The 17,349-nt window shown below is 37.7% G+C and carries 21 protein-coding genes and 1 pseudogene; 1 reads left to right on the top strand and 21 read right to left on the bottom strand.

The window, feature by feature from the left end; all coding sequences use genetic code 11:
- Nucleotides 1-9 precede the first annotated feature (9 nt).
- The 14 genes from IGI65_RS12510 to IGI65_RS12575 form a co-directional block, all read right to left on the bottom strand.
- Entirely contained in the window at nt 10-402 is a 393-nt protein-coding gene (locus tag IGI65_RS12510; RefSeq protein ID WP_033646611.1) for a TcpE family conjugal transfer membrane protein, read from the bottom strand.
- Nucleotides 348-665, bottom strand: coding sequence for a hypothetical protein (locus tag IGI65_RS12515; RefSeq protein WP_245631223.1), 318 nt, complete (start codon nt 663-665; stop codon nt 348-350). Before IGI65_RS12515 ends, IGI65_RS12510 begins: the two co-directional genes overlap by 55 nt.
- A 1-nt stretch (nt 666) precedes the next feature.
- A complete protein-coding gene (locus tag IGI65_RS12520; RefSeq protein WP_438774247.1) occupies nt 667-1,686 on the bottom strand; it encodes a conjugal transfer protein in 1,020 nt (339 codons plus the stop codon).
- The gene (locus IGI65_RS12525; protein ID WP_067395700.1) at nt 1,679-1,990 is read right to left on the bottom strand and encodes a hypothetical protein; all 312 of its coding nucleotides are present in this window, start codon (nt 1,988-1,990) and stop codon (nt 1,679-1,681) included. Before IGI65_RS12525 ends, IGI65_RS12520 begins: the two co-directional genes overlap by 8 nt.
- Before the next feature lie 26 nt (nt 1,991-2,016).
- Nucleotides 2,017-2,328, bottom strand: a complete 312-nt coding sequence (locus IGI65_RS12530; protein WP_082703304.1) for a thioredoxin family protein — start codon at nt 2,326-2,328, stop codon at nt 2,017-2,019.
- Nucleotides 2,329-2,392: 64 nt separating this feature from the next.
- The gene (locus tag IGI65_RS12535) at nt 2,393-2,995 is read right to left on the bottom strand and encodes a hypothetical protein (protein ID WP_438774248.1); all 603 of its coding nucleotides are present in this window, start codon (nt 2,993-2,995) and stop codon (nt 2,393-2,395) included.
- 5 nt (nt 2,996-3,000) lie between these two features.
- Nucleotides 3,001-4,278 carry a CHAP domain-containing protein gene (locus tag IGI65_RS12540; RefSeq protein WP_438774249.1) on the bottom strand — a complete coding sequence of 426 codons (1,278 nt, stop codon included), beginning with the start codon at nt 4,276-4,278 and terminating at the stop codon, nt 3,001-3,003.
- Nucleotides 4,279-4,302: 24 nt separating this feature from the next.
- Nucleotides 4,303-5,076, bottom strand: a complete 774-nt coding sequence (locus tag IGI65_RS12545; protein WP_438774250.1) for an LPXTG cell wall anchor domain-containing protein — start codon at nt 5,074-5,076, stop codon at nt 4,303-4,305.
- 25 nt (nt 5,077-5,101) lie between these two features.
- Nucleotides 5,102-6,013 carry a hypothetical protein gene (locus IGI65_RS12550; protein ID WP_438774251.1) on the bottom strand — a complete coding sequence of 304 codons (912 nt, stop codon included), beginning with the start codon at nt 6,011-6,013 and terminating at the stop codon, nt 5,102-5,104.
- Between the two features lie 5 nt (nt 6,014-6,018).
- The gene (locus tag IGI65_RS12555) at nt 6,019-6,288 is read right to left on the bottom strand and encodes a hypothetical protein (protein WP_067396283.1); all 270 of its coding nucleotides are present in this window, start codon (nt 6,286-6,288) and stop codon (nt 6,019-6,021) included.
- 23 nt (nt 6,289-6,311) lie between these two features.
- Entirely contained in the window at nt 6,312-6,662 is a 351-nt protein-coding gene (locus IGI65_RS12560) for a PrgU family protein (protein WP_010746399.1), read from the bottom strand.
- 70 nt (nt 6,663-6,732) lie between these two features.
- Nucleotides 6,733-9,645: a SpaA isopeptide-forming pilin-related protein gene (locus IGI65_RS12565; protein WP_438774252.1), complete on the bottom strand. Its 2,913-nt coding sequence runs from the start codon at nt 9,643-9,645 to the stop codon at nt 6,733-6,735.
- A 250-nt stretch (nt 9,646-9,895) separates the two neighbouring features.
- Nucleotides 9,896-10,207, bottom strand: coding sequence for a hypothetical protein (locus IGI65_RS12570; RefSeq protein ID WP_438774253.1), 312 nt, complete (start codon nt 10,205-10,207; stop codon nt 9,896-9,898).
- A 95-nt stretch (nt 10,208-10,302) separates the two neighbouring features.
- Nucleotides 10,303-11,142: a LysM peptidoglycan-binding domain-containing protein gene (locus IGI65_RS12575; protein WP_412256968.1), complete on the bottom strand. Its 840-nt coding sequence runs from the start codon at nt 11,140-11,142 to the stop codon at nt 10,303-10,305.
- A gap of 311 nt (nt 11,143-11,453) precedes the next feature.
- On the opposite strand from IGI65_RS12575, the gene IGI65_RS12580 reads away from it, so the two are divergent.
- The gene (locus IGI65_RS12580; protein WP_412256965.1) at nt 11,454-11,897 is read left to right on the top strand and encodes a hypothetical protein; all 444 of its coding nucleotides are present in this window, start codon (nt 11,454-11,456) and stop codon (nt 11,895-11,897) included.
- A gap of 141 nt (nt 11,898-12,038) precedes the next feature.
- Here the strand turns inward: IGI65_RS12580 and IGI65_RS12585 are convergent, their stop codons facing one another.
- From IGI65_RS12585 to IGI65_RS12615, 7 genes and pseudogenes are all read right to left on the bottom strand, one after another.
- The gene (locus IGI65_RS12585; RefSeq protein WP_010746403.1) at nt 12,039-12,260 is read right to left on the bottom strand and encodes a hypothetical protein; all 222 of its coding nucleotides are present in this window, start codon (nt 12,258-12,260) and stop codon (nt 12,039-12,041) included.
- 36 nt (nt 12,261-12,296) lie between these two features.
- The gene (locus IGI65_RS12590; protein ID WP_412256963.1) at nt 12,297-12,698 is read right to left on the bottom strand and encodes a hypothetical protein; all 402 of its coding nucleotides are present in this window, start codon (nt 12,696-12,698) and stop codon (nt 12,297-12,299) included.
- Between the two features lie 730 nt (nt 12,699-13,428).
- Nucleotides 13,429-13,812, bottom strand: a complete 384-nt coding sequence (locus tag IGI65_RS12595; RefSeq protein WP_438774254.1) for a hypothetical protein — start codon at nt 13,810-13,812, stop codon at nt 13,429-13,431.
- Between the two features lie 310 nt (nt 13,813-14,122).
- Entirely contained in the window at nt 14,123-14,575 is a 453-nt protein-coding gene (locus IGI65_RS12600) for a hypothetical protein (RefSeq protein ID WP_412256960.1), read from the bottom strand.
- Nucleotides 14,572-15,345, bottom strand: coding sequence for a replication initiator protein A (locus IGI65_RS12605; protein WP_412256959.1), 774 nt, complete (start codon nt 15,343-15,345; stop codon nt 14,572-14,574). The genes IGI65_RS12600 and IGI65_RS12605 overlap by 4 nt, the downstream gene beginning before the upstream one ends.
- A 910-nt stretch (nt 15,346-16,255) precedes the next feature.
- Entirely contained in the window at nt 16,256-16,588 is a 333-nt protein-coding gene (locus IGI65_RS12610) for a hypothetical protein (RefSeq protein WP_412256956.1), read from the bottom strand.
- Between the two features lie 256 nt (nt 16,589-16,844).
- Nucleotides 16,845-17,066, bottom strand: a pseudogene (locus IGI65_RS12615) (replication initiator protein A); the annotation flags it as partial.
- Between the last annotated feature and the right edge of the window lie 283 nt (nt 17,067-17,349).

Consider the following 17,349-nt stretch of genomic DNA (forward strand, 5'->3'; position numbering starts at 1 on the left):
CCCATCACCTCATTTCTTTTTGACTTGGTAGGTGACTTTTTCATGGAAAAACGGTACGAACAACTCATGCTCGTACCGCTTTTTTTTCTGTAGAACGTAGCTTCCTCGTCCTAGAATGTAATCAATAAAATTCTTGTTGTCCCACTTCAATGAAAAGAGCGTCCAAACAAGGACGCCCACGCTTGCAATCACGATTAACCAATAATTTGTAAAAAGGGATTGGATAAAGGACACTTTAGCAATAAAGCCTAATAACCAAATCAGCAAGGTTAGAAAGAGAAACACACCACCGACAACGAGATGTTCCAACCGTACGCCATTCGGGGCCAGTGGAATGGCATGGCCCTTTATGGAATAAATCTTGATAGGCTGTTTAAATTCTCTTGTATAGTTGTACTCCATACATCGATCCTTCCTTTCAGTGGTAGAATAACACCTGCACTAGGGTTAAACACCTTATCCTTAATCCAATTTCCTATTTTTTCTGCGTCAGACAACATTAAAATCAAAGCGATTAACACCAATACGCCTAATACTAGCGCAATGGTGCGGGCGAATCCTTGTGTCACAAGTCCTACCACAATCAAAAACAAGGCAACAATCGCCAATAAAATAATCACTTGTTGGGATAAATTATCCCAAATGGGTTTTAAATCAAACATCATGTCACTCTCCATTCATTTTCGTTACATAATAACTTTCTTTGGTGGATTGAATTTCTAACGTAAAATTAGACGTGAATGGGTTCCTTTCATCAAAAGCGAACGTGTAAACGCCTTGAACATAGTAATGCCCATTGTCTGTTTTTAGCACTTTTTTTGGTTCGACTGTCACTAGTTTTGCCTTTCCTAACCCTTGAACATTGGCAATTAACGCGAGTTTTTCATCATTGGTCACATACAATTCAAAAAATCGTTGGACAAATTCTGTCAGTTTCTCTTTTTCTTCCTCTGTAACGTCTTTTCCTTTTGGCATAAAGCGATTTTCTTGGTAGATACTTGTGTTTTTTTCTTCTGTTGTCGCAAGATTCGTAAATGCGGGGCAGTCAATCAGTTTCATTTCTTGCCCTTCATAGCTCACTGGAAGAATCACCTGTACTTGCTGCCACGTATCACCTTCTGTAAAACGAACATCATAATATAAACGATACAGGGCTTCTTTTTCGTCAATCGTGTCCATCTTAATAAAACGAACGTTCCGAGCGATTCGGTCAACACTTGTCGTGCTAAAGCCTAAATCATTAGGATTCAAACCTGTTGCCAAAAAAGGTGCCAGCTGTTCTTCCCAATACTTTTTCCCATTGTCTTTGTGAGAAATCGTAAATAATCGGTCCGCTAACTTCATGCCCTCATAGCGTAATTGTTCGGTGTCCTTTAAGGCATTATTGACGTTTGTGACCAACTCTTCTTTATTCACTTGCTTACTCATAGCAATTCTTGACAAGGTATCTACTCGACCAAAGGTCATTAAAACAACCACGCACATCACCAAAAAGAAGCTAAAAAACATGAACGATACGACACTTTGTGCGGTTCGTGGCGCAAAGCGTATCGTTCGTGTACTTGGGTCTGGCTTTTTTTTTCGTTGAAACAATGCCAACCCTTTATTTTTTGACTGCCCTTTTTTTTGCAACCTTTTTTTACTGGTCACTGTTTGCGGATTGAATACGGGTTTTCGTTCAGTCATGTTCAAGAATTCCGTAGCGTTGAATTAGTACCGTTGGGACTTTATTTTCCACCACGACTTCATTCACCACGACGCTTGCCCCTTCTAAAAAAGCTAAGGCTTCTTTGTATGCCCCTTTTGTCGTGTGAATGTGTTGGTGAATTTCTTCATAAAACAACCGAGCGCCTGCTTGATACGCTTTGTTATGAATCCGCCACAAAACAAAAAGCGCTGCTTGAATCGCTGGACGTTGGTACGCATACGTCGTTGCGATTGTTTCTTTCGGTTGTTCTCGTCGTTCTGACGGATTGATTTCTTCGTGCAATAGAACTCACTCCTTCGTATAGATTATTATTCTAGTAATTGTTGTATCTTCTTCGTGTCTGTCCCTGCGTATCTGCCTTTTGGCGTTACAATGGTCGGAACAGTTTCTAACTGATACTTGGCAATGTACCCTTTATTTTTTGGTTGATTTAAATTAATAAACAGCAGATTATCATGGGCTAAATTTTCCTTGTACAATTCGGGAAAAATCTTTTGACAATCGGAACAATCATCTTTGTAGAACACAAGCGCCCGTTCTTCATTTGTGGCAATCGTTACAACCCTTCGGTCAAGTTCTTGTTGCTGAATGGCTTGATTTGTCTGTATTGTAGAAACCACAAGCCAAAAAATTCCTAGCAGAAAACAAGTGCTTATTCCTAAAAGAAGATAACCCCTTCTACCTCTAAGGGACATGGATTTCACCTAAATTCTTAACAGAAGTAAATTGTTTGGCTGTAGGGTCAAACGATACTTTATACATAAAGGTGCCTTTTTGCGCGTTGCTACCAGCAATCGTTACGGAATATTCAACCATGACTAACGCTTTAATCTCCTGCTTTTCAGACGCCATGACATAGACTTCTGGCTCTCTTTCTAAACGTGAAACCGTTGTGACCGAAGGGGGAATAGTCTCTGCGTCTTTTGGAAAAAGCCCATTTAATGCTTGTTGGTTCGCATAGGCGCTTGCTTGTTCCTTTCTTGCTTTGACGCTTTCTTTTTCACGGTCTGAATGATAGTCAAAAACAGCTGAAAACAGCTGACTCGTGGCAGTAATCAGTCCTTCGTTGTTTGTTTCTTTTGGTGCGGTTTCTGTTTGCTTAGAAAATTTTTCTAAGCGTTGTTCATTCTCAACAAGCGTTTCTTTTTGCTTAGCTAACTCTTGTTGGTACCGTTGAATTTCCCTTCCCTGTTCTTGCCTTTCAGACACCACCCAAAAGCCACCTAAAACAAGTATGACCAGCAATACGGGACATAGAATTTTGCTAATAAAATCATAGTTGCCCATAGACACTATCCTCCTTTTCCTTGAATGAATGCCGTTTGTGCGACCGTTTCTTTGTTAATCACTCGCCAAGAACGTGTCCCAGAACCACTACTTACGACATTGGTTTCACTAACCAACATACTACCGTCTGGATTGACATATTCCACGACGGCGACATGTCCATAAGGGGGCGTAGACCCCGCTAAACCGCCATAGAAACTAGCAGCCCAACCAACAGTAGGCTTCCCTTTCACCACGGTGTATCCTTTTGCGCGTGCAGAAGCGCCCCAAGAGCCACCATTCCCACCGTCACCTGAAAACCACTCAATTGGGCGTCCAATTTGTGCCATTCGATTAAAAGCCCCCCACGTACATTGTCCAAATGGATAACTGTTCCCTGCATAATTTTTATTATCGGGGGGTGGCAGAGTTAATTTCCCTTTGTATTCCGCTGGAACATCTAATGTTGGTGCGGAATTTTCTCCCGTGACCTGTTCCGACGGTTCAGAAACCACAACACAGTTGCTAGATTGACCGTCTGCTTGTTCTCCGTTGTTCTTAGGTAGGTTATCAACAATACCAGGTATTTCGTCCTTTTTCTTGTAAGGTGCAGCCCCGTGTTTTTGAATCGCTTCTTGGTCTAACCATTGAAACTTTCTACCTAAATTGTTGTAGGTTGTTGTTAGTTTCATAAGATAGGTTGGGTCAGTCGCCCAACCACCATGATAAATAGCCGTGAGCGTTCCTAAGCCATCAGTATTATTGATAGCACCTGTGTAAAGACTTTGGTGTGCCATGAATTCCGCTTTGCCGACAATGCCTGCATTATAATCTTTAAACCACGTGTAAGCACCGCCTGTGTTATCACCGACATTTGTTCCCGCTTTTGTTCCTGTAATGTCAACAGAATCACGTCCAAACGTTGCCAAAGTAAGTGGGAAATCATCAATTTTAGACGTTTTTACTCCGCCCATGTTGTGTGCTTGCCAAAATGACGTTCCCGAAGGATTCGTAAAGTTAAAGCCATTTTCTACCATGGTTTGCGCAATGCTGGCAGACGGTAAAAAGCCGCCTGCCTTCCACGAAAGAATGTAGGCGTCTTTATGACTTTTTACAAATTCATCAATTGATTGGGGAATAGTGGTTCCGTCAGCTGGGTTGTCCATACTAGGTGTAATACAGTCTGAGTTATTACTCATTGACCCCCCACTAATCATTAATATGGTCAAAAAGACACTCCCTATTAACAAGAAAAAAGGGAGTAAAAAAAGGAAACAGCCAAAGACGAGTTTTTTCTTTCCCATGGCTCGCTGCTCCTTCCTTATGAATTATCCATTGTTCATTGATTGACGTTTTTTAAAGAAGATAAAACCAGATACTAGAGATAAGATACCGCCTGCGGCAGATAAAAAGACATTCATTTCTTCCCCTGTTTTTGGCAATACTTTTAATTTCCCATCATTTCCTTTTACTTCAACGTTTCCACTAGGCAGCACTTTAAAATCAGATTGAATGGGTTTCAATCCTTCTTCTGTTTGTTTTAATGGTGTACCATCAAGAACGGCAACAATTGATTCACCGTTTGACGTTGTAATAGGTGTGTTGGGTGTTGGTACATGGGTGATTTCATTGACATTACTCGTTTCAATGGGTACGGTTGGCTGTTGACTAGTATTCCCACCGTGACTAATTTCTCCGTTTGGTGTCACAACGACATCTACTGGTTTGTCAGATTGTGTAGGTTTCGCTGGTTTTTCAGGCTCCGTTGGTTTACTTGGTGTGACTGGCTTTTCAGGTTCAACAGGTTTACTTGGTTCCGTTGGTTTTTCGGGTTCGCTCGGCTCTGTTGGCTCTGTAGGGTCTGTTGGTTCCACTGGGTCTGTTGGGTCTGTTGGTGTGACAGGTGGTTCAACGGGATCAACAGGTGGGTCGACAGGCGTTGTTGGTTCCGTCGGGTCAACGGGCGTACTAGGGTCTGTCGGCACTTCAATTGGTGGCGTACTTGAATCAGTAGGGACTAATTCGTCTGCAAATACTGTGGTTCCAACTGAACCGAATAAAAGGGTTGCACTAAATAAACTGGTTAAAATCATTTTTTTCATGAAAATTCCTCCTAAAATTTTGGGTTTATTGATTGATTTCAAAAGATTCTTCTTTGGGTACTGTCATTACTCTGTATTGTTTCTCTTGTTCCTTAATGGAAAATGTCACTTGCTGAGTAGTTGTTTTTTCTTGGCTATCTTGTAGATTAATTACGTAAGAAACTAGCCAAGTCGAACCATCACGCTTGACTTCCCAAGGCAAAATACTTTTGATTTGTTCCTCTGTTCCTTGAAATTCTTTCAATGCTTCTTTGTCAACAAAACGCTTGATTTTCTCTTGTACTTTGTCATCTTCTTTTGTTCCAGTGTAATAATTAGATAAAAAGAAACGGCTGAATGTATCAATTTTTGTTTGTTGCTGGACTTGTTTTTCCAAGTTGTTCAATTGTTCGCTCACTTCACTTGGAATCTTGGGTTCTGATTGAACAGATTTTCCAAGATAAAATCCTGCTAGCAGTAAGAAAAATAGAAACATAACTTTAAGAAACGTCGCAAATTTGACAGTCATTCTTCCCTCTGTGTAAGGAACTTGAATGATTTTTTCCTTACTAGCTGCGTTTTTTTCTGTGTTCGTTTCCGTTTTCCTTTTTTTTGTTCCTTGTGTTCGCTTATCTTTAGGTAAACTTTTTTCAAATAATGCAAGAAATGCTCTTGCGTCTTCAGAATCAACCTCCTCATTATCCCGTACAGGTGCTTGAATGGCTTCGACAATCGTTTGACCCTCTACAGGCAATGTTAATGTCGCTTCAAGCGTCGCTAAATCTTGGTTTTTCTCGTTATAAATACAATAATCAATCACTACTTGTTGATGGATTGCCAAAAGCTCTCGACTGGTCTCTTCTAATAACGGAATTCCTTGTACCAAAGGAAGCCGTTGTTTCATTGGTAAATCAACGACTGACCGATTTTGTTCCTCCGTTGAAAATTCAATCCACATGTTTATCACCCTTCCACAGGTGCAAGTTCTTCAACATAAACCACTTTTAACGGTTTATTGCTCGAAAATTTAATACGATACTCGGTGTCTTGTAGTGATAAAATAAAGCCGTCTTCTATCCCTTCTACAAAGTACGTATACTCATTGGCTTTCACATGAAAATGATTTTGAATGGCTCTATTTTGCTGCATTTCTACCCACTTAGGAAAACCGGCAAGCTGGTAACCCCCAACGCCACCTACAACAAGTAGAAAGATTCCTGATAAAATAATCATTCGATTTCCTCCTTTATATTCGTTTATTTTGAATTGAAAATACGTTCGTACTCTGCTTTTGTAATTGGCGTTTCAATGTAAAAAACAGGTGCGTCATATTTTCCACTAAACGAACGACGATAGGTTGTTTTTTCTGTAGCTACTTTGACATTGAACGTCCGATTATTTCGTATAATTTTGATTGTATCGACTTCATGAATATTCTTTGGTGTAATAATGTTGTTTACTCTTGCTTCTAGTGTTTTGGCTTTTTTCAGTTTGACGTACAATAATTGTCCTTTGCCGCCACGCCATTGCAAAGCAAGGTCTTTCTCTTGGATTGCGATTTCTCTCATAACGTCAAACCTTTCTTGTCTTAGTAGAGTTGCTTCCATATTTTTCCGTCCTTTTCCTAGAATAAAAAAAGAACGCCAACTTATTATTAGTCAGCGTTCTTTTTAGTTCTTATGCTTTGCGTTTCTTGTAAACGATAACTCCTAGAGTAACAAGTACAAATACGCCTAACATTGTCATCACGATTGACAATGTTGTTTGTTCGCCCGTTTTAGGTAACATTGCACTGGTTTTCACTTCTTTTGGTGTTTCAGGTGTATTCGGTACATGTGGTTTTTCAGGTGTTGGCACTTTAACAAAATTCACGGTTTGTTCTTCACTTGTTAAGTCAACGTTGTGTTTCGCCACTTCTTCAAATTCGATTTCGTTACTTGGTTTTTCTTCGTCAGGTTCAACTTGAGCTTCTAACCATTCCGCAAAGCTTAACCCTTTTCCTTCAAGTTTGCTTCCGTCAACCAAAAATTCAAATAAAAATTCTAAGGTTTCCTTGTCGGCTTTGAAGATTTTTTCAGCACTAGTGCCATCTAATTTCACGCCATCAGGTGTGATATAGCCTTGTACCAACAATTTGTACATTTGCCCAACAATTAAGTCGTTCAATTGTACCCATTCCTTCACTTTCTGATTTGGTAGAGCTTGTAATTGTTTTTCGCCGTTTTGACCTGTTGCTTTTGTATGAATCGTAGGATTAACAACACGAATAGTTTGCCCTTTGTCGTGAATGTCAGTGTGAGAAGCGACTAAACGTCCGTCACGATAAACATTTTCAAATACGACTGTCTCTTTTCTAGCTAATGCGCTTGCGTCAAAGACAAAATCTAAAGAAATCGTTCCGTCAGGGTTTTCCGCAACAAACACTTTAGTTGCGGTAACTTCTTTTCCATTAACCAACAAAGGCACGTCTTTTCCTGCTTGAATAGACGCTTCTTTATCCATCAGAACACCATTAACTGTGTAAGTTTTCCCTACAATCAGGTTGCTGTATTTGACAGCGTCAGTAATGGTTACTTTGCTTAGTGGGTTCACTTTTTGTTGGTTAGTGTATTTCCCCATTGCAGTGGTGCCAATTTCAGGTGGAATTCGTTTGTTTTCCACTTCTAAAGCAATCACGGTACCATCTTTCTCAACGGTTACAGTAAATGGTACGTCTTTATCTAATGCTTGGTAACCTGCCAATGGTTTGACTTCTTTAAACAAGTAATCACCGACTAATAAATCATTGACCTTGATCTTGCCATCTACATCCGTTTTGAATGTGCCGACAAACGTTGTCTTTCCTGTTTCATCTTTTTTGTACAAGTCAAATTCAACACCAGCAATCGCTGTTTTTTGGTCAAAATTGGTTGTGGTGTCGTATTTAAACACTTCCACATTCGCTTTGGCCAATCGGTTCGCAAAATTGATTACTTGAATCGTATCTGTATCGCTTGTCACCGAAAAGACATAAGGTATAGGGTTTAAGACATATTTTTCAGGTGCTTTAATTTCTCGCAACTCGTAACGGTCTTTTCCGTATTTTAAGGTATCCGTTGTAACAAAGTACCCTTTCTCATTCGTTGTGAATACGTCTGAAAGCTCTGTATCGTTCGGTAATGCCATTGATACATAGCCACCTTGACCATTGTTTGCTAATTTATCCCAAATTTTGAATTGAGTACCAGCTAATGCAATGGTTTTACCTGTTTCTTGGTCTACTTTAACCACTTTTAATTTTTGTTCAATGATTTTATCTTCTAAAACATAGTTGATTGTTTGACCGTCTTTTTCAATTGTGACAGTAAACGGTTGAATTAATTTGTACCCTTCCATTCCTTTTGTTTCAGAAATTTCGTAGTCATCATAAGCAAGACCTTTAAACTCAAAGTAGCCATTTTTATCTGTTGTTGTTTTCACGACTTTACCTGTTGTTTTTGACTTTGCTTGTAATTCAACACCAGCTAATTTTGGTTTAATATCAGAATTTGTTGTTGCGACTAATTCTTTGTTTCCAACTTTGTAACCATTAATATTTCCTTTGATAACACGGTCTTTAGCAGTAATTACCGCTGTTTCTCCAGCAGGTACAGAAACAAATAACTTTTCAGTTGATAGTGTGTAACCTTTAGGCGCTTGAATTTCTTGGAAATAGTACTTGATTGGGTCTAAGTCTTTTACTTCGGCTTGGACTTTACCATTCACATTTTTTAAGGTAACTTCTGCAACTTTTGTTTCATCTTCTTTGTACAAACCATATTTAGCGCCTTCTAAAGTTGCTTTTCCTTGGGCTTTATTTCCTGTTTCAGTATCTTCTTTAATGATTTTGACATTTCCATTTTTGATTACTTGTAAAGTTAACCAGCTATCTAACGGGTCAAAAGGTTTTAGCACACCAATTTTTTGGGCATTACCGCTTGTATAAACTAAAGGTGTACCAACAATTGTAATTCTATCTAAATGAATTGTCGCATTATCTGGTGCATTTTTGTCAGCTGTAACAATTAATTTATTACCTTCAATTTTTGCATTTACACCCGAAGGGGTACGAATACCTTTAACATTGCTTAACGTGTTATTCGTATCTACAAAAACACCTTTTTCACCAACTTTAATTGGTTTCTTTTGTTTGTGGAAAGACGCTCGTTGTTCAGCTTCTTTTACTGATTTCAAAATATCAGCTTTTCTAGCTTCGTAATTTAAACCATTGTAAATAGTATGGTACTTCGCACCTAGCAGTTCCCAAATGAGCATTTGTGTAGCAATATATTGCTTGTCAGATTGGTCTTTATTTGCAATATAACCAAAATGAGAAATCATAGTTAATTTATTCCGTAAAGCTTGGTCTTTAAATAAAGTATCAAGATTTGCTCCAGTATGAACAGCTCCTATCGCAGCTTCTTTATTCGGTTCAAGACAGAAAGCAACCTCTCCGTTAACATAGAATTTTGCCCATCTATCCATTGTAAAGTTTTCACGGTCTTTCGCGGAATAGACAATCCAGTTAATCCCTTTATCAATCCACTTTACATCTAATTTTTGTTGTGGCAAGGCTTGTCTTTTTGCTCTTGACTTAACGACTTCTTTTTTATCTGTAGTAGTTTTTACTGTTTTTTCAGCTTCTTTACTATCTACAGTCGGTTCAGCTGGTTTTTCAGCTTCTTTACTGCCTACAACAGTCGGTTCAGCTGGTTTTTCAGCTTCCTTACTGTCTACAGTCGGTTCAGCTGGTTTTTCAGCTTCCTTACTATCTACAGTCGGTTCAGCTGGTTTTTCAGCTTCCTTGCCATCTACAGTCGGTTCAGCTTGGAATTATTGGACTGTCTGCTGAGTTTTGTTCTTTACCAATTGTTGCATCAATATTTTGTTTTTCATTTCCAGTTATTTGATTTTCTTGATTAGTTTGTGTGCTTACTTGCTTCTCAGTTTTATCTCCTAGAGACTGTTCCTGTTGAACAACTACATGTTCCTTACTTATCTGGGTAGTTTGCTGTGCTGAATCACTTGTTTCGACAGCATTCACTAATGTGTTCCCGCCAAACAAGAACATATTCGCAAATAACACAAAAAGCATGCCTTTTAGAAAGGAATGCTTTCTAATTTTACTATTCATATCTAATGTCCCCTTTTCTAAATTATTTGATACACAAAAAAGAAGACATGAAGCAAATGTCTTCTTTTTTAACTATTTCTTATTTTAAACTCACATTAATTTTTATCTGGGTTATAGAAATCTACCGTCCATTGTCCCAATTGTTCATACTCTTTATTTACTAATTCAATTCCAGAAAATCCATACCCAAACCATTTGCTTTTTTCATCACGAATTTGTGATTCTCCGTAGGAAATTGCTTCGGCTTGACTATTGAACGTCATTCCACTATTTCCTAAATTGATAGGTGTTGTGTCTTTTTCAGGTGTAACAGGTTTTTCAGGTTCTGTTGGTTCTACTGGCGTTTCAGGTTCCGTTGGTTTGCTTGGTTCAGTAGGTTCCACTGGCGTTGTTGGTTCTGTTGGTGCCACAGGCGTTTCAGTTTGACCTGTACCTCCATTTTCAGAAGGTGTTGTTGCTTGTGTACCATCTTGGTTGCCAGTTTGTGGTTGTGCTGGTGTAGTTGTTTGTCCATTATTTTGTGGCGTTTGCGCTTGGTTTCCGTTAACAGGTTCTCCTGCTGGTTTAGAAGCGTCTACTTTATCCTTATCTTGAATAACTGCCTGACTGACTACTTGACCATTGCTTTCTTTAACGGTTGCTACATTGCCTTCAAAACTAATGACACGTCCAACTGGTAAGCGGTACTGTTCCCCAGCATTTAAGTTAATACCATTGATTTCAGCTAATTTGACATGGTTTACATTAATTTTTTGCCCAATCGCCCATAACGTATCTCCAAGTTTCATCGTGTATTCTTTTTGACCGTTGACAATTTGAATTTGGTCAGGCGTGTTGGCTTTCCATTCTGCTGCGTTTGCTTCATGTCCAGCGACTACTAACCCACCTAATGCAATACTTGATACGATTAACCCTTTTACAATGCTACTTTTCATTTTTTTCTTCCTCGCTTTCAGTTTTTAGTCTTTTTAATTCTTCTTTGAACAATTCCTCAGTAACAAGCCCTTGTGTCAATTTTCCAACATATGTCTTTTTTTGCTTCCATAACTCGACAATTTCCTTCAAATCATCTATTGCTTCGGGATTGACGGTTATTGTCCGCATTTTTTTCTTTGCATAAATGCTCCCTTCTTTCATCTTACAAACATAGTTTTCACGTAAAATAGTTGCATTACAACTATTTTACAACTATTTCCAAAAAATTTTTTGTTATATTTAGATAAGATAAATGAAAAGGAGACATCTCATGACAACTAGAAAAAAAGTGATAGGCGGTATTTTAGGAAGTGTTGTTGTATTTCTTTTAGTTGCAATCGCCTTCTCCCTTCAAGGAAAATCAACGATAACCAAAGAAAGTAAAACGAGCAGCAGTCCTTCTGTTTTAGTAGAATCAAAAGAAGAATCTAAGACAGACACGACTTTGCCGACACGTGCTGACCTAAAAAAACAACTCGGCGTAGCTTATGAAGACTTAAGCAGCTGCCAAATTATCACTGTCTTTTACAAAGATAAAAATCAAGCAACAATGGAAAATAAACAAGGTATACAGGTTCAATCGTCCCTTTCTCTTGATAATGAAACAGACTTAACGTTTACGTTAAAAAATATTGAACCACCCATCAAGGGTCTTAAGGTGAGCGACACCGTTTCATTGATTCGGGCCAACGCAAAACTTTACGCTTACCAATAACATCAGGTGATCGACATTTTCGTTTCATGCTACCGCCTACTTTCTTTGGTTATTCAGTTTTCAAGGTGTCATAGAAATTTTTGTTCGCTAGGCCGTTTGTTTAACTCCAGAGCAAACCAATGTATTCCGTTTCTGCATTTTTTAAGTCTCATTTAAAAACGTATCAGTTTTTTGTGCGACTACTGTTGCCTCAATTAAGTTATGTTGAAATCCTTTTATACCACCAACATTCACATACCGGGCTTTGATTCGATTTCCAGAGATAGCCCGTACAATCCACGAAGTACCTTCATGATCAAAGAAATTATTTTGTTTTATTGAGTGATTAAAACCTATTTTTTCTAACTTCATGGCTTTTAACATTACTTCACCTTTTCTGAAATTTCTATCATTCGTTGACTAATTATCTTCAAGTTTCCAATTAATGAACTCTTTTAGCGTTACTCCATACATGTTGCAGTAGCGCTCTAATTCATCTTTTTTCCAAGTAATTTCTGATTTGCCTGTATCTAAGTTAATTGTCCAGATTGAAAACAAGTTTTTATATTCCCAAACAATTTCAAATCGTTCTTCTTTCGTAAGAGGCTCTTGGATTTCAACTAATTCCATCACTCGTTTTATAATTTGTAATTTTTGATTAAAAGTTATGTCTTCCCTCAACAGTTCATCATTTATCAGCTCTGCTAAAAGCATTTCTTTATCACTGATGGTATCCGTGTTTTCTCTGATTATTTTGATATCGTATCCGCTCTTCTTTCTACAATATCCATGTTCTTTCTCCCACTCTATCTTTTCATTCATCTAATATGCTGGCTCCTACGAATATCGGGAAGAGTCTAATTTCTTCCAGTAAAAAATTAAAACACTCCCTTGCTTCTTTAATCCATCTATTTTCCGTCCTATGGAAACCATTAATTTTCTCTGTTCTCTTCTTCGATCTACCCTAACGGGTATTCGACTGGATTATGGCGTCCGGATCCAGAACCCTAGTAGACAACGGTAAATGCTCCTGCAAATCATTTGCTATCCTGGCAAGTGTCTACATGTACTACCGCACACGCTTAGAAACAAGTCTTTTAAAAAACTTTTCCTAAGTGATCTCCTCATTACTGAAGATCTGATTTTCTATTTCACAAATGTACGTAACCTTATCCCCTTAGTAGCGGTTCTGATTAGATAAGGCGCTATAGCCGATCATTAGTCCCAATTCCCACAATCTTCATTCTTGTGCCATCCATGGTTTACCGAAAACCCTCATCGTTTTCGTTCATTTCCGTTCCTAGCTCCTATAGCATGGACTCATACGCGCCAATTCGTTGTTGTACTTACGTAAAAGAGAACCGACGTTGAGTTCAAAAAAGGTCTAGCGAGTATGCCCTAACTTTAGCCGCGGACTCTCCAAGTCTACTATGATCACTAAGTTCTCCATGGATTTTCCAAGTGTCCAATGGCTTTCCTTGTTTCCTTTGATTAGATGTTAAGGTACATCGAAAAAGAGAACATTAAGTATTTTGTTTGTCTATTCAGTTTTTTAATCTTCACTCTGATTCCCTTTTAGAAGCAGCCAACGTAACGGTTGCCCTAGTTTCACCCGACGTGCGATTGTTTTCCCATAGATATTGGTTACACATTTGATATTTGAATAAATAGCTTTCAACGGGAAGGTTTGTTTCTCATACTGTTTGCGCTCTAATCCTTCCATGTATACTTCAAATTCTACAACGTTTTTGCCATCAACACGAAATTTTCGTAAACGCCGAAGGATACGCGTCTTTTCTTCCGGAATAGAAACTGTTTCAAATACAGGGAAATAATAACACTCTGCACCAAAATGTTGAATGTCTGTCATACGAAAAATTCTTTGATTTTTTGCTCGTGTAACTGGTTTTTCAATTTTCTCTTGTTCTCTCCTCATACTTTTTATCTCCTTTTTCGACAATTGCTTTAATACCGTAAAATGGTTATACTCTGCTTATTTCTGATCTATACCATTTTGGATATTCTCTTTCTACTTAATCGATTCAAACTCGAAAGAGCCTTTAGGTAAACGATATTTCTGTCCACATATTGGACATTCCCAAATCCATGTCTGAGCGAAATGTGGTGTCCCGCAAGGCAAGCGTCTATAATGCACGATATGTTTCGCTAGATTTCCGCAATCACATTCAACATAAGTAGGTGGCCAACTGGCATATCTCATCGTTTCAAGTGGTATATGGTACCCGTTATAACATCGTCGATTCGTGTTTCGAAACATTATTTTCCTCCTTCACACGCTCCAGCGCTATTTTACGTAAATTAATCAACTCTTGATCCAATTGTGGCAGTGTATATTTATCAGGAAAAATAGCTTGAATCACACTTCGTTCTGTCAATTCATTTGCTAAAAGTTTTTGTCTCAAAGATTCAATTTCAGAAAAAGAAACAACCGTTTCTGCCAACAACACTAATTTCCAGAACTGAGTCATCATCCGATAAAAATAAGCAAATATATCATGAATCGGTTTTCCTTCATGGCAACTGGTACGATATTTAAAAATAAATTTCTCTACTTCGTGTTCTAAATCTTGTGCCCAAAGTTCTCCATTCAATCGTGACAAAAGACGAAAATGAATGGTTAGTATATCCGCATACTTTTTTTCTACTTTTCGTTTCGCAACATAAATTTTATTAATCATTTTTTTGCATCTGTTCCAAAAAAAGAAAGTAAGTCAATTGTTCGTTCCGTAAAAAATGGAAAATCCCCCATTTTTATTGCTTCTTTTTCTGAGATTTCTGAAAGAGGAGTCTTTGTTGGTTTCTCGTATCGATTTGTATCGTTATTATTTTCAGTATTACTAGTGTGTAAATTTTTCACGTCAAGACGTGTATTTTCTACACGTGTAAAATTTACACGTCCTTGTCCCACAATGGTTTCAACCGTTTTTTCTGTTTCTCTATAATGATTTTTATTTGGAAGAGAAAGTTCATTACCAAAATAATCAAGTCGTTTTATTAAGCAATTATTCGAATCGTATTCTTCAATAATTTGATGATCAGCTTCAACTAACTGAAGATAAAGTCGATTGGGTTTGTTTAATCCTTGCTTTTCTTCTCGTAAAAGTTTTTTCTGTCTTAATTCTTTTTTGATCTTAGTGATCGTCTTATTCGACTTATCTAACAACTCCATTAATTCTTCGACAGTATAAATCAAGAAAACTGAACCACATTCATCAACAAAATCATGTTTTCCAGATTCGTAAGAACGAATCGATAACTGACACCGATTGTACAATGCGCCGTACGCCAATTTTGCGTCATTGGATAATTGGGCGTAATCGCTCGTATATCGAATCTTTTTGATGACTTTTCCTGTTTGATCTTTGATTCGTTCTGTCCGTGTCATAAAGATTTGGGGAATTTGATAAAAAGTTTGAGTAGCTAATTGATTCACTGTAATATCTGCCATGTCATGGTCTCCTTTCAGATTTTTATCTTTTCCGCCAAGAGAAATAGGAAAATCTCCTATAAAATTTTGTACGCAGGCAACGGGAGTCGAACCCGTACTCGCCAATGTCGGAACATCTGAATACCTGCGGCTCAGTATAGTCATCAATAAAGATTTGGCGGAAACTATACTGATAAGTTGAAAGGAGAATCAATTAACTTACCTTCGAATCCATTTCTAGCTCCTATACAAATACAAGGAATCGAACCTTTAAACCGACCATTTCGGATACTTGTTTCATTGGTCTCCCGCTCCGCCTAGACAACAAAAAAGAGGACAGATTTCTCTATCCTCTTACTTCTAAATTCTTATTTTGCAATCCTAACTAAATACTAGACACTTACAAAAACATACCACTATTACCGATTGTTGCAAAGTCTGGGTAAGATTCTCTGATAAGGACGTGTTGATAACGCATAATGACACGTTTCACTTATATTCGTATTTTTAGTATCAGTTGCTGGCTTTGTGGGTTAATTTGGTGCGCTTGGTTTTTCTACAGGCTTGCTGTCAGCCGATTGACTTGGAGTGGTTGGTTTAGTATGCTCTTCTATTGGATTGGACAAATCTATTGATTAAGTCGGATTTTTCCCTCCCCACCAGAAGTATCTGTTGCTTCATTTGTGTCGCTCGTCCCAGCTCGATCTTCGTTTACCCTAGGTTGTTTGAGTTCATACCGCCATTTTATTGCTTGCATCTTTTCCGTTCGCTAATTCTGTGGTTGTCGACTTCTCTGATGTTGACGTGTCTGCTTGTTTGCCGACAGGTTTGTTGGCTTCGTTCTTGTTTTGTGGTTGAACCGTTTTTTAGTGACGGTCCGAGGAGTCCAAACGCCTTTCATTTCTGACGTGGGGACTTCATACCCTACCTATTAATGATAAACACCATGCTTGCCACTGCACCAATCATTACAAAGAAAACGTGAATGGGTGTTACAGCCACTTTCCCCTCCCCTTGCTTTCTTTTTCGATTTACCGCAATGTTGTGCATCGATTGGATTTTCTGTAATACTTCTTCTCTCTTTTCCTTTTCGTTTTATCTGATAGAAAATATCGATTGCTTTGGCAGCTTTTTCTACACTACTTGTTGTACGTCCAATATAATTGAGTAATTGTTCTCTACAAAAAGTATGAGCATATTGTTTTCCCAATTGTTCACGCCACGTACAATCTTCTTCATTATCCAATTGATTGACATATTTCATTGATTATTTTTCTTTGTATCTAATTTAGGATCAAAAATAGGATTCTATAGTTTTTTAGACATTTGTCTAGTCCACTATTTTCAAGAGTTTTAGCCATTTTAGATGAAGTAAATCGTTTATCATATTCACTTGTAGCGAGATTTTGAGCCACACGATCTCTTTGTCGAAACACATAGATTTCCCTTTCCATTGCTTCTAATTCACAAATATATAAACGTTTTTTATTTCTTTCTATTTTATTAAATCCTGTATGAACTTATATCAATAATTCTTTTTCCCCTAACTGTTTTTTGATTCGATTTACTTTCCGTTCACTACAATTCATCATATAAGCAAATTTCTGTCCAGTAAATTCAAAATAAACGAATCCTTCTTTGTCAATTTGATTTTTCGATAACGCAAAATCCATTCTTGACTTTAGAAGTAAGTAAGCAATTTTTGCTTTTTCAAACATTAAGCGATATGAAGGACTTTCTACGAATACTTTTGGATACTAGTAGTACAACTCACTGTAGATATTAGTAGCTTTATTTTTTTAACTGATATAGCATCTCCTTTCTATTAAAACAGAATAAAAGACTTCTAGCATTTCTGCACTAAAAGTCTTTTAATTAGTAATTAAATGTTTTCAGTCAAAATAAAATACTCTGTTTGTTTAAACATTTTTAATTGTTGGGTAAAAACGATATACTTATTACCATGGTTATACTAGATTAAATTGATTTTATGGTTCGTCTTACAATCAAAAAAACTTCTTTAAT

Source organism: Enterococcus sp. DIV0755b, assembly GCF_051713765.1.
Lineage (GTDB): Bacteria > Bacillota > Bacilli > Lactobacillales > Enterococcaceae > Enterococcus_C > Enterococcus_C canintestini.